Annotated in this window: 22 protein-coding genes and 1 pseudogene; 17 read left to right on the forward strand and 6 right to left on the reverse strand. The window is 68.7% G+C overall.

Annotated features, from left to right (window positions below):
- The first annotated feature begins 152 nt into the window (after window positions 1–152).
- On the forward strand, window positions 153–1,370 hold the full coding sequence (locus tag ACIBVP_RS42095) for a Fic family protein (protein WP_396112216.1): 1,218 nt from the start codon (window positions 153–155) through the stop codon (window positions 1,368–1,370).
- Here ACIBVP_RS42095 and ACIBVP_RS42100 read toward each other — a convergent pair.
- Both ACIBVP_RS42100 and ACIBVP_RS42105 read right to left on the reverse strand, forming a co-directional pair.
- A complete protein-coding gene (locus ACIBVP_RS42100) occupies window positions 1,325–2,185 on the reverse strand; it encodes a hypothetical protein (RefSeq protein WP_396112217.1) in 861 nt (286 codons plus the stop codon). The genes ACIBVP_RS42095 and ACIBVP_RS42100 overlap by 46 nt on opposite strands.
- A gap of 27 nt (window positions 2,186–2,212) precedes the next feature.
- Window positions 2,213–2,704, reverse strand: a complete 492-nt coding sequence (locus ACIBVP_RS42105) for a MarR family winged helix-turn-helix transcriptional regulator (RefSeq protein ID WP_396112218.1) — start codon at window positions 2,702–2,704, stop codon at window positions 2,213–2,215.
- Window positions 2,705–2,747: 43 nt separating this feature from the next.
- Between ACIBVP_RS42105 and ACIBVP_RS42110 the strand changes: the two genes are divergently transcribed.
- The 9 genes from ACIBVP_RS42110 (at window position 2,748) to ACIBVP_RS42150 (ending at window position 11,040) form a co-directional block, all read left to right on the forward strand.
- The gene (locus tag ACIBVP_RS42110) at window positions 2,748–3,284 is read left to right on the forward strand and encodes a hypothetical protein (protein WP_396112219.1); all 537 of its coding nucleotides are present in this window, start codon (window positions 2,748–2,750) and stop codon (window positions 3,282–3,284) included.
- 63 nt (window positions 3,285–3,347) lie between these two features.
- Window positions 3,348–4,430: a hypothetical protein gene (locus ACIBVP_RS42115; RefSeq protein WP_396112220.1), complete on the forward strand. Its 1,083-nt coding sequence runs from the start codon at window positions 3,348–3,350 to the stop codon at window positions 4,428–4,430.
- The gene (locus tag ACIBVP_RS42120; protein WP_396112221.1) at window positions 4,431–5,858 is read left to right on the forward strand and encodes an ABC transporter substrate-binding protein; all 1,428 of its coding nucleotides are present in this window, start codon (window positions 4,431–4,433) and stop codon (window positions 5,856–5,858) included. It abuts the gene before it with no gap.
- Entirely contained in the window at window positions 5,855–6,748 is an 894-nt protein-coding gene (locus tag ACIBVP_RS42125; protein ID WP_396112222.1) for a branched-chain amino acid ABC transporter permease, read from the forward strand. The genes ACIBVP_RS42120 and ACIBVP_RS42125 overlap by 4 nt, the downstream gene beginning before the upstream one ends.
- Window positions 6,745–7,899 (forward strand): branched-chain amino acid ABC transporter permease, encoded by a 1,155-nt coding sequence (locus ACIBVP_RS42130; RefSeq protein ID WP_396112223.1) that lies wholly within the window; start codon window positions 6,745–6,747, stop codon window positions 7,897–7,899. Before ACIBVP_RS42125 ends, ACIBVP_RS42130 begins: the two co-directional genes overlap by 4 nt.
- Window positions 7,886–8,671, forward strand: a complete 786-nt coding sequence (locus tag ACIBVP_RS42135; protein ID WP_396112224.1) for an ABC transporter ATP-binding protein — start codon at window positions 7,886–7,888, stop codon at window positions 8,669–8,671. Before ACIBVP_RS42130 ends, ACIBVP_RS42135 begins: the two co-directional genes overlap by 14 nt.
- A complete protein-coding gene (locus ACIBVP_RS42140; protein ID WP_396112292.1) occupies window positions 8,668–9,381 on the forward strand; it encodes an ABC transporter ATP-binding protein in 714 nt (237 codons plus the stop codon). The genes ACIBVP_RS42135 and ACIBVP_RS42140 overlap by 4 nt, the downstream gene beginning before the upstream one ends.
- A gap of 10 nt (window positions 9,382–9,391) precedes the next feature.
- Complete coding sequence (locus ACIBVP_RS42145) at window positions 9,392–9,862, forward strand: hypothetical protein (protein ID WP_396112225.1); 471 nt, start codon at window positions 9,392–9,394, stop codon at window positions 9,860–9,862.
- On the forward strand, window positions 9,859–11,040 hold the full coding sequence (locus tag ACIBVP_RS42150; RefSeq protein ID WP_396112226.1) for a M15 family metallopeptidase: 1,182 nt from the start codon (window positions 9,859–9,861) through the stop codon (window positions 11,038–11,040). Before ACIBVP_RS42145 ends, ACIBVP_RS42150 begins: the two co-directional genes overlap by 4 nt.
- An 8-nt stretch (window positions 11,041–11,048) precedes the next feature.
- Here the strand turns inward: ACIBVP_RS42150 and ACIBVP_RS42155 are convergent, their stop codons facing one another.
- The gene (locus tag ACIBVP_RS42155; protein ID WP_396112227.1) at window positions 11,049–11,390 is read right to left on the reverse strand and encodes a hypothetical protein; all 342 of its coding nucleotides are present in this window, start codon (window positions 11,388–11,390) and stop codon (window positions 11,049–11,051) included.
- A gap of 161 nt (window positions 11,391–11,551) precedes the next feature.
- Between ACIBVP_RS42155 and ACIBVP_RS42160 the strand changes: the two genes are divergently transcribed.
- Both ACIBVP_RS42160 and ACIBVP_RS42165 read left to right on the forward strand, forming a co-directional pair.
- Entirely contained in the window at window positions 11,552–11,968 is a 417-nt protein-coding gene (locus ACIBVP_RS42160) for a winged helix-turn-helix transcriptional regulator (RefSeq protein ID WP_396112228.1), read from the forward strand.
- Between the two features lie 503 nt (window positions 11,969–12,471).
- A complete protein-coding gene (locus ACIBVP_RS42165; protein ID WP_396112229.1) occupies window positions 12,472–13,134 on the forward strand; it encodes a GPP34 family phosphoprotein in 663 nt (220 codons plus the stop codon).
- Window positions 13,135–13,656: 522 nt separating this feature from the next.
- Here ACIBVP_RS42165 and ACIBVP_RS42170 read toward each other — a convergent pair.
- The gene (locus tag ACIBVP_RS42170; protein ID WP_396112230.1) at window positions 13,657–14,031 is read right to left on the reverse strand and encodes a hypothetical protein; all 375 of its coding nucleotides are present in this window, start codon (window positions 14,029–14,031) and stop codon (window positions 13,657–13,659) included.
- Between the two features lie 439 nt (window positions 14,032–14,470).
- Between ACIBVP_RS42170 and ACIBVP_RS42175 the strand changes: the two genes are divergently transcribed.
- From ACIBVP_RS42175 to ACIBVP_RS42185, 3 genes and pseudogenes are all read left to right on the forward strand, one after another.
- A complete protein-coding gene (locus ACIBVP_RS42175) occupies window positions 14,471–15,100 on the forward strand; it encodes a GPP34 family phosphoprotein (protein WP_396112231.1) in 630 nt (209 codons plus the stop codon).
- 520 nt (window positions 15,101–15,620) lie between these two features.
- On the forward strand, window positions 15,621–15,815 hold the full coding sequence (locus ACIBVP_RS42180) for a hypothetical protein (protein WP_396112232.1): 195 nt from the start codon (window positions 15,621–15,623) through the stop codon (window positions 15,813–15,815).
- A gap of 1,140 nt (window positions 15,816–16,955) precedes the next feature.
- A pseudogene (locus ACIBVP_RS42185) lies at window positions 16,956–17,662 on the forward strand (ABC transporter permease).
- 65 nt (window positions 17,663–17,727) lie between these two features.
- Here the strand turns inward: ACIBVP_RS42185 and ACIBVP_RS42190 are convergent.
- On the reverse strand, window positions 17,728–18,225 hold the full coding sequence (locus ACIBVP_RS42190; protein ID WP_396112233.1) for a hypothetical protein: 498 nt from the start codon (window positions 18,223–18,225) through the stop codon (window positions 17,728–17,730).
- 112 nt (window positions 18,226–18,337) lie between these two features.
- Between ACIBVP_RS42190 and ACIBVP_RS42195 the strand changes: the two genes are divergently transcribed.
- Together ACIBVP_RS42195 and ACIBVP_RS42200 are read left to right on the forward strand one after the other, a co-directional pair.
- Complete coding sequence (locus ACIBVP_RS42195) at window positions 18,338–19,276, forward strand: DUF5937 family protein (protein ID WP_396112234.1); 939 nt, start codon at window positions 18,338–18,340, stop codon at window positions 19,274–19,276.
- Between the two features lie 275 nt (window positions 19,277–19,551).
- Window positions 19,552–19,767 (forward strand): hypothetical protein, encoded by a 216-nt coding sequence (locus ACIBVP_RS42200; protein ID WP_396112235.1) that lies wholly within the window; start codon window positions 19,552–19,554, stop codon window positions 19,765–19,767.
- 378 nt (window positions 19,768–20,145) lie between these two features.
- Here ACIBVP_RS42200 and ACIBVP_RS42205 read toward each other — a convergent pair whose 3' ends face one another.
- The gene (locus ACIBVP_RS42205; RefSeq protein WP_396112236.1) at window positions 20,146–20,433 is read right to left on the reverse strand and encodes a hypothetical protein; all 288 of its coding nucleotides are present in this window, start codon (window positions 20,431–20,433) and stop codon (window positions 20,146–20,148) included.
- Window positions 20,434–20,616: the final 183 nt, after the last annotated feature.

Consider the following 20,616-nt stretch of genomic DNA (forward strand, 5'->3'; position numbering starts at 1 on the left):
GAGTCTGGAGGCGCGGTCCGGAGGGAGCGGGCCGCCGGTGGTGGATCGCCCTGGCTTCGCCCTCGGACCGGTGCGGGTTCCTGGATGGTGATCTTGCGTGTGGACTTTGAAAGGTTTGCCGATTTTCGGTCCGGTCGGCCAGTCTTTCCGCCATGCCTGACGCAATGCCTGCCGAGACGGGCCGGTGGTTCCTCGCTGACGGCATCGGTGACATTCCCGCGCGGTTGCGCCTGGAAGGGGCGTTCCTGCCCCGCCCGTTACCGTCGATGGTGCGGTTGCTGCCGCAGACCTACCGGATTCTCGCGGAGGCCGAACAGGTTTTGGGCAGGCTCGACGAGGCTGCCGCGCGGTTGCCCAACCGGGCGGGGCTCGTCCGTTTGGCCCAACTGCGCGAGGTGCACGGCTCCGGTGAACTCGGTGGCGTGTTCGGCGCGTTGCGGGAACTGCTTCTCGCGGATTTGCCGGGAGCCGCCGGGAAACCCGAGGTCGACCTGGGACTGCGAAGATATCTGCGCGCCAACGATGAGGCCGTGTCCTGGGTCCGGGCGGGTGGCGCGATCAACCTCGCGCTGCTCAGCCAGCTGGGCTCGATCCTCGACGGCACGGCCGGCTCGCTGGGCCACATCGAGGGCGACGACGTGATCGAGGTGAACTGGCGCACCACGCCAGGTTGGCTTGGTGGTCCCGATCCGCGCGACGCGTACCTGATCGCCGTCCCGCCCGGCGCGGAGTTGCAGACCAGCGGCATGCAGTGGTCGGCGTGGGTGGACTCCGGGTGCGAGGCGCCGCTGCTGGCGCGGGTCGCGCTGGGTCACTACCAGCTGTCGGTGCTCTCCCCGGTTCCGCACGCGGACCACCTTTCGCGGCTTTACGTCACGCTCGCGCTGATCCGCGAAGGCGCGCTCGCCGACCCGCTGCTGCCCGTCTCGGAATGGCTGAGCAGGCACCGTGACGAATACCGCGACCGGATTCTCGCCATGGTGCACAAGGGCGATCTCGACGGTTTCCTCGTATTCTTCGCCACCGGCATCGCGGACCTGTGCCGCAACCAGCTGCGATTCATCGAGCGGGCGGAACGAATCAGCGAGGAACACCTCGGCAGGATCGGCAGGCGCATGGACGGAATCGTGCGCGTGACCCGCGATCTCGCCGCCACCCCGCTCACCACCAACCTGCAGATAGCGCAGCGCTGCGGAATCACCGTGCAGCAGGCCGCGATCCTGACGAAACAACTCCAGCGGCTCGATGTCGTGCGCAGCGTGAACGGCCGCAACCACCCGCGGGTATTCACCGTTCCGGACGTGCTGGACCTTTTCGAACTGAGCTACCCGACCCCGCCGGACGGCGACGAGGACGTGTTCGGCAGGTAGTCCGGTTCGTGCGCCGGTCCGTTCGCGAGCAACGCCCGGACGCGGTCCGCTCCGGCCTCGTCCACGTCGACCAGCATGGCCAGCGCCCGGCTCCACCGGTGCCGCGCCGGTCCGTGCAGACCCTGCTCCCACCGGGTACGTCCGCACCACACGAGAACACGGGCGTGCTCGACCGGTGGCCCGCTCGCCTCGGTCATGACCTCGTCGGCCTGGTCGAAGTAGTCCATGGCCGAACGCACCCGGCCCGCGGCGTGCATGGTGGCGCCGACCTCGGCCAGTGCGGCCGCCGTCCCCACCGGGTCACCGGCGTCGCGGCGCACGTCCACCAGCCCCAGGTACGCGTCGAGCGCCTTGCTCAGCCTGCCCCAGTCGCGGTACAGCGCGCCGAGGCTGCTCAGCACGTGGTCCTTGCCGGGCAGCCCTTCGCGGCGGGCGATCGCCAGCGCGCGCACCAACCGCTCCTCGGCCCGCAGGTGGTCACCGTGTGCGGCGAACGTCATGGCGCCGCGGCGCAGCAGGTCGGCCAAAGCCGCCGGGTCCCGGTCGGCGACGGCGAGCGACTCACCGGCCTGGGCCAGTTCCGTCCACCACGCCGGGTCCGGAACCAGGCCCGCGGCGGGCCAGACGGCAGCGGCCAGCCGCGTCCCCAGTCCACGCGCGCCCTCGTGGTCGCACGCGAGGACCGCGGCCACCACGGCGGCCCGGTGCTCGGCGAGCCAGGCCGTGACCCGGTCGGCGTCCTGCCGTTCGAGGTCCACCGCCTGGATCAGCTCGAGGACGCGTGCGTGCTCGGCCATGTCACCCACCTGCGTCACCGTACGACTGTCGGCGTCAATCATGGCCTACCGGACGGGCGATTCACCGGAACGACGCCGCTGGGCGGATCGTGTCAGCTCCCGGGTCTGCTCCCGGAGGATGTCGATCGTGCGGGTGACGTAGTCCGCGATCAGCGTCTGCTCCTGCGGTGTGTAGCGCGTCATCATGACGTTCATCGCGGTGGACAGTCCGGAGAAGACCTGCCCGAACACCGTCCGGCCGGTGTCGGCCACGCTGATCACCACACGTCTGCGGTCGGCGGGATCCTGTGTTCTCGTCACCAGGCCCGCGTGTGCCAGGCGGTCGACCATGCCGGTCACGGCTCCCGGGGTGAGACCGATCATCGTCGCCAGCGCACCGGCCGTCAGCGGGCCGTGGGCGCCGATCATCCCGAGGGCGCGCTGGTCGACGGCGCTGACTCCCAGGTATGCCCCGACCGCTTCGTGAAACGCGACGACGGCCGTGCTGAGCTCGCGTCCCAGTGCCGCCCCGGGGTCGCCTTCTTCTCGTCCCGCCACACAGTCACTTTAGCACTCTGAATATTTTGGTACGCTGAAATAAATGGACTGGACGGAGGCCTCGATGAGCACGGCACTGCGTGGTGAGATCCGGTTGGCGCTGGAGGTGCCCGCCTGGGCATGGCGGTTCTACCTGCGCCATCTGCCCCTGGTGGTCGGACTGTCGCTGGTGGCCTCGCTGCAACGGCTCGTCGTGGTCGAGTGGGGGGACCACGTGCCGGGCGCGCTCGCGGTGGCCTCGGAGGTTCTGGTGATGGGTGTCCGGCTGCTGCTGCTCGTGCTGGTCTGGCGGCTGGCCATGCGCGACACCCGGTGGCGCTTCGACAACCTGTCCGCGTTCGCGCGGTCGCACTGGCGGAGCCTCGTGATCCAGGGCGTGCTGCTGTCCGTGGCGTTCATGGTCTTCGACGTGGTCGCCGAGAACGTCGTCGCCGGGTTCCTGCCCGCCGACTCGCGGTCGACCTACCTGGCGGTGCTGCTGTTCGTGAAGAACCCGACCGTCATCGCGTTCACCTTCATCTGGTGGGTGGGACTCGCCCGCCAGATGCTGCGCGAGGTACCTGCGCCCGCCACCACATGACCGCCCATCTCACCGAGTTCCGCCGAATCTGTTGCGCGACGGTCCGATCCCCGATGTACGTGCATGACTCCCGCATGGCGCGTCCGGGCAGGAGCGTTGACGCTCGCGCTCCCGCTGCTGATCACGCTCTGCCTGCCGAGCGCGACCATGGCACAGGTGGCCGCCCGGCAGCAGGCTCCGCCAGGGAGTTCCTCCGGGGCTTCGGTGAGCAAGACCGGGTGGTGGTGGCGGGTCAACGAGGCGCCGGCCGGCCAGGTGCCGGTCGCACCGCCGCAGGCCGCGCCACCGACCGTGCCCGCGGGCACCCTGCCTGTCGCCGCCGCCGCGGGTGAGCCGGAGAAGGTCACGGCGATCGAGTTCGCGCTCGACGCCACGCCGGGTGCCACCGTGTCGTCCTTCGTGGTCACCTTGCGTGAGTCCGGCGACCCGGGGGCGAACGTGGGCAACGACGGGGCGAAGGTCGTCGCCTGCCCGGTCACCGAGCCCTTCTGGACCGAGGGCGAGGCCGCGTCGTGGCAGGCTCGCCCGGACTACGACTGCGACCTGGCCTCGGCGGCCGGCACGCGCGCCGCGAACGGCGTGTGGACCTTCGACCTGACCTCGATCGCGAGCGAGTGGCTCGCGGCGGACAGCACCATGTCCCCGTCGATCGTGCTCGTCGAGCAGGCCGAGCCGCCGGAGAGCTTCCAGGTCGCCTACACCGCAGGCGTCGGTGCGCGGCTGAGCGCCACACCGGCGCCGAGCGATGGCGGCGGCGGTGGTGACGGCGGTTTCGGCGACTCCGGCCCGGTCGACGGCGGTTCTCCAGGTGCGGTCGACGACGGCCTCGGCTCGTCGGGCTCGGTGCCCGCCGACGCCGGACCGGTGCCAGGTGGGGAGGTGCCCGGCGCGGCGCCGCCGGTCACCGCGGGCGACGAGCCGGCGGTCGCCCAACCCGAGCCTGCCGCCACGGCGTCGCCCGCGTTGTTCGACAACATCCCGGCCACCGCGCTCGCCCTGATCCCGGTCGGGCTGGTCGCGGCCTATCTCGTGATGCTCGTGCTCGGGCCACACGGCGAGCCGGCGACGTCAACGACCAGGCGCGGCGTCAGCCGGGCCCTCGACCTCAGGCGTGCGCGGCGTGTCCTGGACAGGAAGGTGCGGTAGATGCGGTCACGGATGGCGGTGGCCGTGTTCGGCATCGCGGCACTGCTGGTCGCCGGGTGCGGTCAGAAGCCCGGCGTCGCCGACCTGTACGCCGGACCGGCCGGGCAGGCAGGCGGTGGCGGCGGAGGAGCGGGCCTCGACGACGGTTCGGGGGCGGGTGCGGGCAGCTCACAGCCCGGCGTTCCCGGCGGTACCGAGCCCGGCGCGGGCGGTGGCGGTGGCGGCCCGACCGGAGGCGGTACCGGTGGCGGTGGCGGCACGGGCGGCGGCTCCGGCGGGGGCTCCGGCGGCGGTGGGGGCGGTGGCGCGCGCGGCCCGGTCGACCGGACCGGGGTCACCAACAGCTCGATCAAGATCGGCATCCACGCGCCGGTGACCGGCGCGGCGGCCATCCCGCAGGACTCGTTCCGCCGGGCCGTCGGCGTCTATGCCAGCTATGTCAACGAACGAGGCGGCATCCACGGCCGCCGGATCGAGGTCGTGTTCCGCAACGACAACTTCAACCCCAACGACGCCAGGGTCGCCTGCAAGGACCTCGTCCAGCAGCAGAAGGTCTTCCTGCTCATCGGCGGCGCGGGCTCGGACCAGATCGACGCGTGCGGGCGGTACGCGGCCTCGCTCGGCGTCCCCTACATCTCGGCCGGTGTGCACGAGACCCGGCCCGGCCAGGGCTCGCTGGCCGGGGCGCGCTCCTACTTCGCGGTGTCGCTGACCTACGAGCAGCAGGCACCGATGATCACCAGACTCGCCCAGCAGGACTTCCGCGGGCAGCGCGTCGGGCTCGTCGTCGCCGACAACGACAGCCTCGACAGCTACTTCGCGGCACAGCGCGGCTCGCTGCAGCGCGCGTTCGGCGGCAACCTGCGCTTCGCCGACCGGGTACCGAAGAACATCCAGGCCGAGGCGCCGACTATCGCGGCCAGGATCTGCAACAGCGGGGTACGCGCGGTCGTGTGGAACGGCGCGCCCAGCGGCCTGATCAACGTCACCAAGGCGATGACCTGCACGGTGCGGTTCATCGGTCCCGGCGTCACCAACGGCCTGAACATCGTCGCCACCGGCGCGTGCCCGCAGCTCAACGGCGCGCAGTTCTTCTCGCCGTTCCCGCAGCTGGACCGGATCGGCGGAATGGACCCGGCGTTCGCACCGGCGTACCGGAAGAAGAACGGCTCCGCCCCGGACGACATCGGCATCGCGTTGTGGGGTGTGGAGAAGCTGGTCGGCTCGATGCTGCAGGTGACCGGACGGGACCTGAGCAGGCAGAGCGTGCTCGCCACGATCACGAGCGGCAAGGCCTTCGCGACCGGGGTGTACCCGAACGCGCAGTTCGGCCGTGACAAGCACTTCGGCGGCACCGCCATGCACCTGTTGCGCGCGGACTGCGGCTCGCGGCAGTTCCGGACCCAGTCGGTCAACGTCCGGCCATGACACAGGAACTGGGCATCGCCCTGACCGTCGGCCTGCTGCAGGGGTGTGTGTATGCCCTGGTGGCCCTGGGCATCGTGCTCGTCTACCGGGCGTCGGGGGTGTTCAACTTCGCGCAGACGGAGTTCGGCACCACCGGGTTGTTCGGCGCGTTCGTCGCGGTCGAGGTCTGGGAGTGGGGCTACGGATGGGGCCTGCTGTTCGGGCTCGGGGTCGCGGTCGCGATGGGCCTGCTGACCGAACGGCTGGTGATCCACCCGCTGCGCGACTCGTCCCGGGTCACCCTCCTGGTCGGCACCGCGGGCGTCGCACTCGCCGCCGTCGGCATCCAGTTCTGGCAGAACAACGAGATCCCGATCCGGACGATGCCCAAGATCGTCGACGGGGTGTTCGCGGCGCCGTTCGGTGCGGCGATCACCTACCAGCAGCTGTTCACCGTCGGCGCGCTGGCGGTGGCGGCCATCGCGCTCGCGATGTTCTTCCGGTCCCCGTCGGGTCTCGCGATCCAGGCGGCGCAACAGGAGTCGACCGCGGCCGAACTCGTCGGCATCAGCGTCCGCCGGGTCTCGATGATCACCTGGGGGATCGCCGCGCTGCTCGGCGGGCTCGCCGGGGTGCTCACCGGCCCGTACACCACGTTCACCGCCGGGTTCCTCACCTTCGGCGGCGGCGCCTCGCTCGTGCCCGGCTTCATGGCGGCGGTGCTCGCGGGCATGAGGAGCATGCCGGGCGCGGTGCTCGGCGGGCTCGTCGTCGGCGTGGTCGAGCAGCTGGGCACGCTGAGCCTGTTCAACGAGATCCACGGTGCGAAGGCGATGGTGCTGTTCGTGTTCCTGCTCGCCGTGCTGCTGCTGCGACCGCAGGGCCTGTTCGTGCGGAAGGCGGTTGCATGAGCACGACGGAGGAGCGGGCCGCGGCACCCGAAACCCCGCCGGAGACCACACTGGTCCTTCCGGCCACAGTGGACAGTCCGGTGCGGTTCCGGCCGGGTGCGGTGGGTGTGCTGGCACGTGGCGTCGGGTGGGCGGTGCTGGTCTGGCTGGTGCTCGCGGTGCCCGGCAACATCGCGTCCCCGTTCGAACTGGGCGCGGCCGATGTCAGCGCGCTGTCGCTGGCCGCCATCTACGGCATCGTCGGCCTGTCGCTCAACGTGCTGATCGGCTACGCGGGGCAGATCTCGTTCGGCCACCAGGCATTCGTCGGGCTGGGGGCGTTCACCTCCGCCTACGTCGTGACCGACCTGCACATCGAGTTCTGGCTCGCACTGCCGATCGCGGCGGCGTTGTCCGGGTTGCAGGCCGCCGTGCTGGGCGCGATCTCGCTGCGGCTGACCGGCCTGTACTTCGCGCTGGTCACCCTGGCCTACGGCCTTTTCGCGGAGGAGACCCTGTTCGGCATCGCCGGGTTCACCGGCGGCGAGGGCGGCAAGGACGCGCCGCGGCCGATGGGGTTCGACGACGACCACCGGTACTACTACCTGTGCCTGGGCTTCCTCGCGGTGGTGCTGTGGCTGGACTGGCGACTGACCCGGTCCAAGGGTGGCCGGGCACTGCAGGCGCTGCGGGAGAACCCGCGGGTCGCGGCCTCGTTCGGCATCGACGTGAAGGCCTACATCCTGCTCGCGTTCGCGACCTCCGGCGTGTTCGCCGGTGTCGCCGGGTCGCTGTTCGCGCACAACGCGGGGCTCGTCGTACCCAGCAAGTTCGGATTCGAACTGGCGCTCGTGTTCGTGCTCATGACGGTGGTCGGCGGGTTGCGCAGCCGGTCCGGAGTGGTCATCGGGTCGGCCTTCTTCGCTCTGATGGGCACGGGCAAGCTCGTGGAGTTCCTCAACCTGGAGGGTTTCGTCGAGGGCACGATCGGGCTGCCGAAGGACTTCGTCGGGCTCGTCGTCGGCCCGGTCCTGCTGCTGCTGACGATCACCCTGTTCCCGGGCGGCATCGGCCAGCAGATCGCGCCCGTCCGGGAGTGGTTGCTCGGCAGGCGGTTCGACGTCCACGCCGGGAAGGTCAGGGAGGTCGAGGTCACCGATGTCCGTGCTTGAGGTCGACCGGGTCAGCATCCACTTCGGCGGTGTCAAGGCGCTGCAGGACGTCACGCTGCGCGCGGGCGAATGGGAGATCGTGGGCATCATCGGCCCGAACGGGGCAGGCAAGACCACGCTGTTCAACTGCGTCACCGGCTTCTACCGGCCCAACCAGGGCACGGTCCGCTACCGCGGCCGGGACGTCACCCGGATGACGGTGCATGCCCGGGCAGCGCTCGGCATCGGCCGGACCTTCCAGAACGTCGGCCTGGTCAAGAACACGACCGTGCTGGAGAACCTGGTCACCGCACAGCATCTGGAGGTCGGCTACGGCCCCGTGTCCGGGATGGCCGGCAGCCCGACCACCTTCGTCGAGGAGCGGCGCCTGCGCGAGCGTGCGCACGAGCTGCTGGACCTGCTCGAACTGGCGGACCACGCCGGCGACCGGGTCGCGGACCTGTCGTACGGCCTGCAGAAGCGGGTGGAGATCGCCGCGGTGCTCGCCACCGACCCGGACCTGCTGCTGCTCGACGAGCCCGGCTCCGGCATGGGCCCGGAGGAGGCGCACGCGCTCGGCGCGGTGTTGCTGTCGCTCCGCAGGGAGTTCGGCATCACGATCGTGCTCATCGACCACCACGTGCCGCTGGTCACCCAGGTCTCCGACTACGTCTACTGCCTGAACTTCGGGCGTGTGCTGGCCGAGGGGAGACCGGACGTCGTGCGCAGGCACCCGGAGGTCGTCCGCGCGTACCTCGGCGAGGAGCCCGCGGTGGAAGAGGAGCACGTCTGATGGCCCTGCTCGAGGTCAGCGACCTCGTCGTGTCCTACGACGCGTTCCCCGTGCTCCAGGGGATCAGCTTCGAGGTCGGCGAGGGCGAGGTCTGCGTGTTGCTCGGCCTCAACGGCGCGGGCAAGACCACCACGGTGAGCACCGTCGCGGGCCTGTTGCGCCCCCGGTCCGGCCGGGTGCAGTTCGACGGCGACGACCTGGGCCGCCGTTCGCCGTCGGCACGCGTCGCGGCGGGCATCTCGCTCTGCCCGGAGGGACGCCGGGTCTTCCCCCGGCTCACGGTCCGTCAGAACCTGCGTCTCGGCGCGTGGACCCGGCGCAGGGAGCCGAAGCTGGTCCGGCGCCAGTTCGACCTCGTGCTCGACTACTTCCCCCGCCTGGCCGAGCGGGAAGGCCAGCTCGCGGGCACGCTCTCGGGCGGTGAGCAGCAGACGCTCGCCGTCGGCCGGGCGATGATGTCGCGGCCCCGGCTGCTGCTGATCGACGAGGCGTCCCTCGGGCTGTCACCGACCGTGGCGCGCACGGTCTGGGAGGTCACCGCGCGGATCGCGGCGGACGGCACCACGGTGCTGATGGTGGAGCAGAGCGCCGGCGCCCTCGCGTTCGCGGACCGGGCGTTGATCATGGAGAAGGGCACCCTGGTGTACTCCGGCGTGGGTGACGAGCTGCGCGACGTCAACCTGCGCGAGGCGTATCTCGGGGCCGGATAAGGAGAACACGGTGCGGATCAACCTCGGCCGGCTCGGCGGGCAGCTCGGTGTGCTGCTGTGTCTCGCCGGGTTCCTGGCCATCTTCCTCGGCTGGAACGGTGCGGCGAGCTACAACTTCCTGCCCGCACAGTTCCCGTTCCTGATCTCCGGCGGCATCGTCGGGCTCGCCATCGTCGTGGTGGGCGCGGCCATGATCATCGTGCAGAACCAGCGCACGGACCGGGCCCGGCTGGAAGAGGCGATCGACCGGCTCGTCGCCGCGGTCGAGCACCAGGGCTCGGGCGGCCGGACGGCGGGCGGCTTCGGCTTCACCGGGTACGTCGTGGCGGGCGAGTCGTCGTACCACCGCGTCGACTGCCATCTGCCGGAGGCCAGGGACGAGGCCGAGCTGGCGCCCATCGAGGACGTCGTGTCCCGCGGTCTGTCCGCCTGCCGGGTGTGCAACCCGCCCAGGATCGGGTCGCAGCTGACGAAGCCGTGACGAGACCGTGGGCCGCGCCGGGCACGGTGCTGGCTCTGCTGGCGCTCCTGGCCGGGTGCGGACTGCCGGACGCCACCGGCGAGCCGCCCCGGCCGCCGGCGCGGGTCGCCGACGCCACCACGGAGTCCTCGGAGTGGGAGGTCGCCGACCCCGGACCGCTGCGCGGAGGTCTGCTGCGCGCGGACCTGCTCGTGCTGGCCCCCGAGTCGTTGCCGGGCGACATCGTCGAGTCGGTGCGCGCTGTCCCCGGCGTCCGCGAGGCCTCCGCGCTGTCGGTCGCGTCCGTACCGGTCGCCGAGCGCACGATCACCGTCGCGGGGGTCGACCCGTCCGCCTACCGCCGGTTCACACCGGAGGTGACCGCCGAGTCGGACGCGGTGTGGCGGTCGGTCGCGAAGGGCGAGACCGTGATCGGCCACGGGATCGGCCGGGATCTTCGGCAACCGCCCGGTAGTGTGCTGGAGTTCGCCAACCGGCCCGACCTCGGCGTGCGGGTGGGCGCGCACGCGGTGACCGTGCCGCACGTGGACGCCGTCGTGAACGACCGGCGCGCCGCACAACTCGGGATCGTGGCGGGCAACGCACTGCTGGTGTCCGCCGCCCCGGACCGTCTCGCGGAGGTGGCCGCCGCGGTACGTACCGCCGTCACCGGCCGCGCGACGCTCCAACCGCTGACCGCGACGACACCCCGGACGGGCAGCCGCCAGGCCGCTCACCTCACCGGCGGCACGGTCGCCCGCGCGGTGGGCACGTTCAGCTACGAGTACTTCCCGGACGGGACCGTGCGGCCGGACGCCCGGTGGGTCGCCGCGAACATCCGCACCGATCGGGTGCCGCTGCTCGGACAGGTGACCTGCCACCGCACGATGCTGCCGCGACTGCGGGCCGCGCTCACGGAGGTCGTGCGCACGGGTTTGGCCGACGCGATCGACGCCGGGGACTACGGCGGCTGCTACGTCCCCCGGTTCATCGGCCACGACCCGAACCGGGGCCTGTCACTGCACACGTGGGGCATCGCGATCGACCTGAACGTGGCGACGAACCAGCGGGGCACGGCCGGCCGGATCGACCGGCGGGTCGTCGACATCTTCGCCAGATGGGGCTTCGCGTGGGGCGGCACCTGGCGGTGGACCGACCCCATGCACTTCGAACTCGCCCGGCTGGTCACCGTGCCATGATCGTCCACTCACGTGTCGAAGCGGATCGGTACCCCGTCGGGCAGCGCGTGGATCTGCTGTGCGAACGGGCCGCGCACGCGCATGCTCGTCACCGCATCCTCGACGGTGAGGTTGTCCTCGTCGTAGCCGCCGCCCAGCACGAAGAACGTGCGCGGCAGGAGCCGTTCGTCGTGGCCCAGAGCCCCGTGGGTGTCCTGCCAGCGTGTCGCGAACGATCGCGCGCCGCGCTCGTCCGATGCGGCGAGCAGCCAGTCCGCCCAGTCGTCGAGGCTCGCGCCGACTGTGGCGCGCTCGCCCGTCTCGGGGTCGAAGGTGCTCACACGGCGGCTGTCCTCGATCGCGAACTGCACGCCGAACAGGTCCTGGCCGAAGAAGTACAGCCCGTCGGCGAGCGAACCGTAGGTGTATTTCCACGTCTCGTCCGCATTCCATGTGCCCAGTAGAGGGATTTCATGCGTAGTTACGGCCAGTACTGCGGGCTCGCGCGGTCCCTCGAAATCGTCGGCGACCGGTGGAACCTGCTCATCGTCCGCCAGCTCCTCATCGCCCCAGCCCGCTACCGGGAGCTGATCGAGGGCCTCCCGGCATCGCGACCAACCTGCTCACCGACCGGCTCCGCGACCTCGAGGCCTCGGGTGTGGTCGAACGGCGGCTGGCGGGAGCGGGCAGCGTGTTCGAGTACGCCCTCACTCCATGGGGTGCCGAGCTGCGCCAGCCGATCGAGAGCCTGCTCCGCTGGTCCACCCCGCTGATGGTCCGCGGCCCCGACGGCGACTCCTTCCGCCCCCAAGTGGCTCACCCTAGCCATTCCCGCCCTGCTCGACACCCGGGTCAAGGTCCGCCCCTCGGCGAGGATCGGCCTCGAGATCGGCGACCCGTCCTTTCAACTCCGCGCGACCCGCTCCGGCTTCGAGGTCGGCCCGCATGACGGCCGCGACCTCGACGCCACCGTCCGCGCCGAACCCGCCTGCGTCCTCGGACTCGCCGCCGGCGCCCTCACCTTCAGCGACGCCCGCGCCCTCGGACTGGTCGAGATCGACGGCGACGAGTCCGTCATCCGCACCGTCTTCGACGTCTGACCAGGCCGCTCCGGGCGGGCGTGGCCTTCTCCTGGCCCAGCCAAAGGACAGTGGACGGCGTGGTCAGCTGAGCACGATTCCTGCATGTGACTGGACACCTTCGCCTGTACGCCGACAGACCCGATCAAGACCTCGCGGTCGGTCCTATCAACGCTGTTCACGCACGCACGCTCAAACTCGGGACAGTCGAACCCGGGACGACACCGGTACAAGGTCATGAATCGCATTCGGTGGGCAGCCAAGTCGACGTGCTGGGTGAGGGTTGGCCGAAGTGGGGCACCCAGCCCACGAGGACATGAGCGCCACTTCGTTGTGTGCGCGGTTTGTGCGGCGGCGCACATATGCTGACGGTGTGTTGCTGGCCGAGGATCTGCTGATCCTGTTGATCCGTGAGTCGACAGGCGAGATACCCAAACGTGTCGGCACTCGGCGCGTGTTGGCGGCTGCTGTGCTGGCGGAACTGGCCGCCGCGGGCCGTGTCACAGCGGACGTCGACCCGACGTGCTTGACGGTCCTGGACCGCACCCCGCTCGGTGATCCGGTACTCGATGAGGCGTTGGCCGTCATCGAGCCAGGCCCGGTCACGGCGGTCGTGCGGTTGGTTATGCCGGGGTTGCTGGTCCGGTTGCTGGACCGGCTTGCCGCGCAGGGTGTGCTGATGCCGCGTGCTCGCCGGTGGGTTCCTGTTACGTCGAGGTTCGTGTGGCGGGTGGCTGATACCACGCGGAGCGAGCAGTTGCGGGCGCAGCTGGCTGCGGTGCTGCGGGGCCAAGCTCAGCCGGATCGGCGGACCGCCACAATGATCGCGCTGCTGCACGCGGTCGATGGGGTGGAGGAGATCGTTGCGGAGCCGGCCGCGCAGATGAGAGCGGGAGAAATCAGCGAAAGTCACTGGCCGGAAGGCAGCGTCATCAAGACCGTCGCTGAAGAGATCGCACCGGTCCCATGGGTCATGGCGGGGGCCGTCATCACGGTGCTGCTGGTCGGAGGGGTTTGGCTTCGCCGACACGGTTGATGGTCGATCGGCCGCCATCCGCCGGCAGAGCACCCATCGTCACCGGCCGGAACCTTCGGCGACCCTGCCGCGGGGTCCTAGCGCGGGTCCTGTGTCTGCGGCGCTCGTTGGGAATTCGCGACAGTTGAATCCGCGACTGTGCCAGTAAGGATCGCCGATCGCGTCAGATGCGATCTCGCGACTGTGTGATCGGCGCGGTAGATGAGCCGCCGCATCGCGTCCCAGCTCGGGGAGGCTGGGAAGGCGAGATCGAAGTCGAACGTACCGCCGCTGGCGATGGCTGGCTGGCCGGGTGACACGTTCGGTTGCTGATCTGCGGTCCAGCGAGCCGACTCGCATCTGGCGCGACCAGATCGCATCTGATGCGAGCGGCGGGGAGGCGATTCGGGTGGGTCGGCACGACGGCCCGCTGCCTCGTTACCAGCCGAGCTACACATCGCGTCCCTGCGCGTGACACTCCGCCCGAACGCTGCGTGAGCCATTTAGCCTGGTTGCTCCCAACTGGCCGCTCCGATCAATGGTTCACCGAAACTCCGGCCAGTCCCGGATGACTGGTCCCAACTCGCGCGCCGCGCCGTGACGGACTGGCAGCCGCGCCGACGAGCCGTCCCAGAAGCGCAGCCATATCACGTCCCGCAGCAGCCAGCGGTGTGCTCGGATCCGTGTGACGAAGCCTGGCCCGCTGCGCCACAACACCTCCGCCGCGGTCACCAACTCGCCGCGGATCTCTGCCTGCGCCGCGCCGATCACGGCGACTTCGCCCGGCCCGAACGCCAGCCACGGGTCACGCAGTTCGCGCGGCGCCCAGGAAAATGGAGTCCGCAACACGTCACCGGTCACGTCATCCCGCTCGCGCGCCGAGAACCACTGTTCTATGGGCGCGAGCAGAACGCTCATGAATGTCCCGAAAGTGTTGCGGAGCCACCGCTCAGCTCTTGCCCCGCCAGGTTCTCGCGTCGGCGCGCGGAACGTGCACTCGGCTGGGTGGTACCGCACGACGGCTGTTGGCACCCGTGGCAACGTGTCCTTGGCAGCCAGTTCCGCCCGTAAACCCGCTCCAGCGGCCATTTGGCATCTCCAGGAATTGTGCTCTGGACAACGGGATCCACACGCAGAAAGTTCCACCTCGATGGTGTCCCGCAACGACCTGAACTCGCTACGGCGTGCGTCGGCCGCCGTTTTCTGGGTGGCGTCCTGCTTCTGGTGTGCTGGTTCGAGGTGAACATGCGCGGGCCGTCCGCCAGTGGCCGTGGTTCGCCACGGAAGTGGTGCACGCCGGCGGTCGCCCATGGTTCTCTGTGCGCGGCCTGTGCGGCTCGCGCCGTATTCTTGTCGCATGGCACTCGCCGAGGACTTGTTGGTTCTCCTTGTCGGGAAGTCGTCCGGGGAGCTGCCCCGACGGAGCGGGACGCAGTCCGCACTCGCGGCCGCCGTGCTCGTCGAGTTGGTCGAGTGCGGTCGAGTGGTGCTCGATGATCAGGACCTGGTCCACGTCGTGTCTGCGGCGCCGGTTGGTGATCCCCTCCTCGACGGCGCTCTTGGGGTACTCGTCGAGGGTCTGCCCGTCGTCGACGCCGTGGCGGGGATCACGCCGCCCGGGCTTTACGTTTGGCTTCTCGACCGGCTGGTCGCGCGCGGGATCCTCGCGCCAAGAGCTCGTAACTTCGTTCCTCTTGGCTCCAAGTACGTCTGGCGGGTCGTCGACACCGCGCCTCGGGAACGGCTCCGCGGTTGGCTTGCGGGCGTGCTCGCCGGGCACACCGCCCTCAACCAGTGGAGTGCCGCTCTGATCTCTCTTCTCTACGCCGTCAACGCGGTCGATGTCGTGGTCGAGGGCTCGGACGCCTTCCGGCGGGCCGACGAGATCAGCCGGAGTGGGTGGGCCGCCTCAGCGGTGGTGCACCCGCTGATCGACCGCAGCCACCTCTTCGCCGACTTCTCCGGCATGCCCGGTCCGATGGACTGACCTCGGGCTGGCCCTCGCAGCCGCCCAGATCAGCGCAGTCCGATGGGCCGGAGGAGGCCGGAACGGCTGGCCTTTTGCCGCGGCGCCGCGAGAACGAGGTGAACCCAGGCACTCGTGCTGATCTCGGTGCGACCTTCTCAGACACATCTGACAGCATGCTGACCTCAACAAACGATGATCATGGGACCACGCTGCGGACGAGGCGCTCCAACGCTTCGCGGGGGAGGCGGTCTCCATCAGCCACAGCGTGCTCGCCCGCGGACGGCGTCGATGGCACGAGCCGGTGTGTGCCGTTTGCCCTTGGGGTCTCCGGTATAGATCTCGGTTCCGGCCTGCTTGATCGCTGGTCCGAACGTCGCCAGGCCCGACTCGATGTCGACGTCGGTCCATCGCAGTCCGCACAGGTCGCCACGCCGTTTGCCGGTGGTGAACGCCAGCCACACGAAGGCGCCCCATGCAGGGTCCTTGCGCCACGCCTTGTTAATCAGTAGCGCGGCTTCATGGGCGCTATGCCTCGGCCTTGCACGCAGGCGAAAGCCTACGTGACACCCGGTGGAAGTCGGTCGACATCAGAACTGTCGATGTGTACCACCAGCAGCAGAGAGTCCACAATCTCACCATCGTCGACATCCACACGTACTATGTGCTAGCCGGTAACACTCCGGTGCTGGTTCACAACAGCAATTTGCATCAACATGTCGTCGGCTATTGGTGAAGACAGCTTTTTGGCCAAGGCGGCGCAGCAAGCTGGGCGCAGCGAGCGGGTTCAGCAGGAAATGGATGGCCTCTTCAGGCAGTTCAGGTCGTGCGCGGCTTTTCTTCAGAATGCGAACGGAGGAATACAGATAGTGGGCAAGGCTGATAAGGGTAACGAGTCGGCTGTGATACGAAGGCTGACTGATATCTATGGCCAGTGATCCGTTCTTTCGAGTCCAACTCAATGATGCCGAAGCAATATTCATGCTTGGTTCTGGGGATGCGGTAGGGGCTGTTGAAAACGTAGACGTGGAAGTCGTTCACGTCGACGGCAGTCGGTGGAGTGGTACCTTCTTGTCGCTCGCTGAGATTGGTCGCATAATGGATCACTGGAGGGTTGCAGGTGAGGGCCTCGGCGGGAGTTACTTCCAATGTCCAGACTTGGTCATTGTGAGATGCGGTGGAATCGCTGCCATGGTGGAGGTGTTGAACGGTCTAGTCGATTCCGGCGAGTTTCGAAATGTACTAGTTCGGATTGACATTGAGGAATGATCAGCCTGATCAATGAGACGGCTGCGGGATTGCTCGTGACAGAGGTAGCTGTGGATGCGCCGAAGGACGTGGGCGTTCGAGCGCGTTGTCGTCACGGTCGCCGTCACCGTTCAGTGAGGTAGTGATCGGCTCCTGACTCTTGAGAGGAGTGCGGCCTTGGCGTGCCGGGCTTCGTCCCGGGAAGGCGATGGCGGGGCCGAAGGCCAGAGCCCGGCGCACCCACTATCGTACGATGGTATAGCACGAAACAAGACATTCCCCGACGCGAAGCCACGTGCCTGAGGGCTGTCCCGCGGTGTCGAGCATGAACGAGGCGACGGACGCGACGTGGCGATAGAACGTCGTCCGGTTGATGTTGAACTGCCTGGCGAGGGCGGCGACGCTGGGATAGGCGCCGCCGCTGCGGTGAGCGGCCAGGAGTGTTCGGCTGCTGCGCGGACTTCCTCGTCGGTGGGCAACGTGGGGCCTTTCACTGGTCTGCCTGGGGATATCCGGCTGCGGTGAGCATCGCGGTCAGTTCCTGGTGTTGCTCGGCGAGGCGGTGCGCGACGTAGGTTAAAACTCAAGCTAGACCACTTTCCAGGAAAGGGCCTTCGCCAGGCTCTCGATCGCGCTCAGTGAACTGATCCAGATCTTTCGGAACCGGCTGGTGCTGGTCACCAGTTTCATCATGCCCGTGGCGGTCAGCGCGTTCATCTACAAGCACGAGACGTTCGAGGCCATCGGCAGCCTCGGCTACATCGCGGCAGTGGTGATGTTCACCGTCGGTGCGTTCGGGCTCTACACCACCACGGTGGCCACCCTGGCATCCCGCCGCCAGAACCTCTTCCTCAAACGACTGCGCTCCACCGCGACGGGCGACGCGGGCATCCTGTCCGGACTGTTGCTCCCGATCTCCGTCATCTCGCTGATCCAGGTCGCCGTGATCATGACCGTGCTGGTGTCGGTCACCGGCGACTCGGCGAACATCCCCTCCTGGTGGCGGCCGTCGTGGCGACGGTGGCCATGATGCCCAGCCTGGGCCTGGCCACGGCCGGACTGACGAACTCGCCGGACCACGCCCAGGTGACCACGTTGCCGGTGAGCCTCGGCGTCATCACGGTGGCCAGCTGGGTGGGGATCACCGGCACCGAGGAACTCACCCTGCTCAAGCGGCTGCCCCCCGGCGGCTCAGCCACCGAACTGGTCGTCAACGCCTGGAACGGCGGCGTTCCGTTGGCGGACTCCCTGCTCCTGCTCGCACCCACGCTGTCCTGGGTCGTCGCTGCCGTCGTACTGGCGTCCCGCCTCTTCAGCTGGGAAGCGCGCCGGTGACTGTCCCTTGCCCCGGGAACTCCGACTCGGAGTTCCCGGGGCGAGTGGCGGATGCGGTTGTCGGTCTACGAGTTGATGGTCGCGGACCACCCGCTGGCGACGTGAACCCATTCGTTTCCGTCCAACACGTACCCGAAGGCCGCGGCGCGGAAGGAAACGCCATCGCCGACGCCGGAACGTGGCGTGTAACAGGCGATTCGGCCAGGTGTGACGTGGCCGTTCCCGCCGGATGTATCACACGACATCCGGCCGTAGTACACGCCGTTGTGGTAACGGTAGATCCATGCGTTCGCGAACTGTCCGTAGGGCATCGGGCCCTGCTGTGTCGTATCCAGGTTGTAGTTGATGTACACGGCGAAGAAGCCGCCGCTGTCCTGGCACAGCTGGACGGCGCCCCAACGGTGACCGCTGTAGTTGTTCTTCACGTAGTTCGCCGACCGGGTCGAGTGTCCGTAACAGTTGTCCACGGCAGCGTCAGCACTGGCCTCAGCCGATGCGGACGATCCCATCAGACATACCGCGAACACGATGGCGCCCACAAGTACGATGATTTTCTTTCTCACATTGCCCCTCTCGCCTGCGCCGAATTTCGGTCTGAACGTTATTCAGCTCGATGTTCCCGCGGTATTGATTCGAGACTGTTCGAATCAATACCAGCGTGGTTGAATCACTGGCGTGATCACATTGCGGATGACGGCCGACACGATGGGCCGGACCAGGCTCGCGGCGTCGCCGGCGGCTGAGGTCACGGTATGGTTGTGGTTGCTCGTGGCCGGTCGCAGTCACCCGTTGTTCGGGGCGCACGGCCCGGCAGCCCGGTCGATCCTGAGCCACCCCGACGTCGCGCTTGTCGCCAGCACGCTGTCCCCGGTTTACGCGCCGGACCTGCTGACGCCCGCCGCCACACCGGGGCAGCCGCGATCGGTGCTTGACACCCAGTTGGACAAGGTGAGTAGCACGGCGCAGGAGGCTATCGCCGATCAGGTCGGCCACGCGGTGGGCCACGGGAGGCAGGTGCCCGCACCGGTCCGGGACGCGGTCGACTCGGGCACCTTCGGCCGCCGCGCGGCGAACGGGCTGGCGGTGTTCTGGCGGCACGTCCTCGCCGACGACTGGGGTTCGCTGAACGGCGCGATGGAAGCCGACCTCGCGGAGCGGACGCGGACGATGGCGGGCCATGGGCTCGGTGCCCTGCTCGGCTCGCTGCACCCGACCGTCAGCTGGGCGGGCGGATCGCTGATGATCGACCTGGGCAGACACGACGAGGACGTCGAGCTGGGCGACCGGGAGCTGGTCCTGTCACCGAGCGTGCTCAACTGGCCGAACGTCACCGTGCAGCCGTGCGGCGACGGTCCGGCGGTCATCAACTACCCGGCAGCCGGGCTGGCGGCCGACGCCCGCCGCGACCCGGACGTGCTCGCCCGGCTCTACGGCGACACCAGGGCCGGCCTGCTCGCCGATCTCGGCGCACCGAGGTCGACGGCCGAGCTGAGTGCCCGTCACGAGGTGGCGCCGTCGACGGTGTCCTACCACCTGCGGATCCTGCACCAGGCTGGCCTGATCACCCGGCGCCGAGACGGACATTTCGTGCTGTACCAACGAAAACCTGGCTAGCTTGACTCGCGGGCGAGCAATCCGGGCGGCACGACTGCGATGTGGGTGAAGGATCGGCTGAACGGGTTGTGGCGTGACGAGGATTTCCTCGACTGGTACCCGCGCGATGGACGCCCCGGTCGATCGCCCGCGCAGTTGGCGACGGTCTGTGTGCTGCAGTTTCGGCTTGATCTGTTCGATCGGCAGGCAGCCGACGCGGTGCGCTGCCGCATTGATTTCAAGTACGCTGGACCTCGCACTGGCCCGTCTCAAGGATGCGGGGCTCGTGTGCGAACGTGGCACCGCAGTGCACCAATTCCACCCATGTTCTGGCCGCGGTGCGCGATCTGACTCGGCTTGCGCTGATCGCCGAGGCGATGCGCGCCGCGCTGGAGGAGATCGCAGGCGCTGCCCCACAGTTGCTGGTCGGTCTGGTGGACGAACAGCGGGGCCGCCGCTACGGCCGTCCGGTCCGAGCGGATGACACCGGCGGAGAGACGGAGTCGCCATAGACTGGGTTCAGCATCGCGTTGGGGATCGGCATCGGGTTGTTCCGAGCGGCTTCCCTGTTTTGCTGGTGAGCGCGTACTGCTCGCCCGTTCAGGATCGTGTATCTCCCGGATCGAGGAGACGGACAACTGCCTGCACCGGTGTGGCTCGCAACGGTGGTCGCATTCGTGCTCGCGCGGGGTCCGGTGGTCGATCCGCGGCCGACGGTCGCAGTGCTGGCGACATTGCCGGAGTTCCGCAAGGAAAGCCCTCGAGGACGTGTGGCTGCGCCCACTTGAGAGTGGTCTCACCCACCAGCGCGGATATGTGGTTCTTGTGCTTGCTGCGCCAGCCACGCATCGTCCCCGGGTCGATGTCGACGACGTCGAGAAAGGCGTCGATCAGCTGATCGACGGTCGCGTTGGTCCGCGGTGCCTTCTGGTCATCGACCCGCTTGAGCCCCTGGTCAGTGCCCGCTCGGCAGCCTTGTCCAGATCCGGCGTGCCGACCGGGATCGTCTCGCCGACGTAGATCGGTCGCTTGGTGATCGGATCCCGGCCGTTGTAGACCCGGATCCTCCGCGCTCCGCTACGGAGCGTCTCGATGTTCCCGCGTTTGCGCCGGTTAGAGCGCTGGGTCGTTGAACCCATGGCAAGCCCCCTGGCTTCACTGTATGCCACGGAGATCATGAAGCCGAGCCTGGCCAGCGCGTTTGCGCTGGCCAGGGCTGGCGCCCCCGGCAGGACTCGAACCTGCGACCCAGAGCTTAGAAGTGGATCTCTGCTGTCACTCGACAACGACTGCCGCTATACGCCCTGAGCTGAGTGTTTCGCGGTAGCAAACGTCCGACAACATGCGTGGTCGGTTGGTGT

The organism is Actinophytocola sp. NPDC049390, from assembly GCF_044466355.1.
Lineage (GTDB): Bacteria > Actinomycetota > Actinomycetes > Mycobacteriales > Pseudonocardiaceae > Actinophytocola.